1 protein-coding gene and 1 pseudogene are annotated in these 1,635 nt (G+C 50.2%); both read left to right on the forward strand.

Annotation, left to right across the window (positions count from 1 at the left end):
* A partial coding sequence (locus tag JW499_RS21385) for a hypothetical protein (protein ID WP_205212486.1) occupies nucleotides 1–896 on the forward strand: 896 nt, incomplete at its 5' end.
* A 27-nt stretch (nucleotides 897–923) separates the two neighbouring features.
* Nucleotides 924–1,635: pseudogene (locus tag JW499_RS21390) on the forward strand (hypothetical protein); the annotation flags it as partial.

Raw genomic sequence — 1,635 nt, forward strand, 5'->3', positions numbered from 1 at the left:
CGCTGATTAAACTGCTGCAGGGCGGTGATCCGCTGCCGTGGAGCCGGGCCAACGAAACGGTTCCCGTCAGTATGATCCAGGAGCCAACACCTGCAGAGATTAAACAGCGCATCGAAGACAATAAAGGCGAGACCTATTGGGATGAAAATCAGTGCACCATAGGCTCGCTTAATCGTTGGGGATTAATCTACTTTTACATCACTATGTTCGCGAAAGGCTTTTGCGTCTTCCTCGGCCCTCTTTTTCCTTTTATAACACTATATCTATACTTTGATGATCCTAAGGCCATCAATGAATTACTCGAAGCTATATATATATATATAGTATACGTGTTCCTCCCTTCAGGCCTGATCTGGGGTTATTTCGAAGCCTCAGGCCGCGGCTACCTCCCCATGCCCTGGTTTATGAAAGCGGTCAAACATTTCACCTTCAGCCGTAGTACTGGCATGGTCACCCGCTATAAAAACAATAAAGAGCTCTACAGCCATCCTTTCCCGGAGTTCGACTGCTATCTGGTCAGCAGCCCCAGCCATCAGGGTATACTCAGCTATCAGCTGCATCTGGTGCACCGCTATCATCGATACTTCGACAGCATCCCCCTGCACGGTTTCAGCACCAGCCAGCAACCGGAGGAGCTTGAACGGATCTGGAACCTGATCCAGCGCTATATGGACACCAGCCAGCCAATGCCTGATATTCCGGAGCTGGAACCGGCCCGGCCCCGCGATCCCACCACCGCCGCCTACGATGCTAAAACCAATCGACAACCCGATTACTGGTTCTCAATGGATGATGACGAGTTTGAAGAGGCGATCGCTCAACTACGTGCAGAGCAACGTTTTATGCCTAGTATGGGCCCGGAGATCGATCTGTTTAAAGGCGGCACTCAGGCCTGACAACACTAACGGACTAAACGAATAAAAATGGACTTCCAACAGATACAGCCCTACAGCAGCACCGCCTGGAACAGCCAGCGCTATTCCAGGCAGAAGCCACGCCCGGAACAGGGCACGCTGATTAAACTGCTACAGGGCGGTGATCCCCTACCCTGGAGCCGGGCCAACGAGACGGTTCCCGTCAGTATGATCCAGGAGCCAACACCGTCAGAGATCAAACAGCGCATTAAAGACAATAAAGGCGAGACCTATTGGGATGAAAATCAGTGCACCGTAGGCTCGCTTAATCGCTGGGGATTAATCTACTTTTACATCACTATGTTTGCTAAGGGAGGGATTGTAATCTTCCTTCCTATTTTTTTATTTATCTCATTACAAGAAATTATATTTAACGGCTCCTCTTTAAAAACTGAGATGGAACTATTTATAGATTTTTCCTTTTATGTGTTCCTCCCTTCAGGCCTGATCTGGGGTTATGCGGAAGCCTCTGAGCATGGCTACCTCCCCATGCCCTGGTTTATGAAAGCGGTCAAGCATTTCACCTTCAGTCGTGCCACCGGCATGGTCACCCGCTATAAAAACAATAAAGAGCTCTACAGCCATCCTTTCCCCGAGTTCGACTGCTATCTGGTCAGCAGCCCCAGCCATCAGGGTATACTCAGCTATCAGCTGCATCTGGTGCACCGCTATCATCGTTACTTCGACAGCATCCCCCTGCACGGTTTCAGCACCAGCCAGC

It is taken from the genome of Amphritea pacifica (assembly GCF_016924145.1).
GTDB lineage: Bacteria > Pseudomonadota > Gammaproteobacteria > Pseudomonadales > Balneatricaceae > Amphritea > Amphritea pacifica.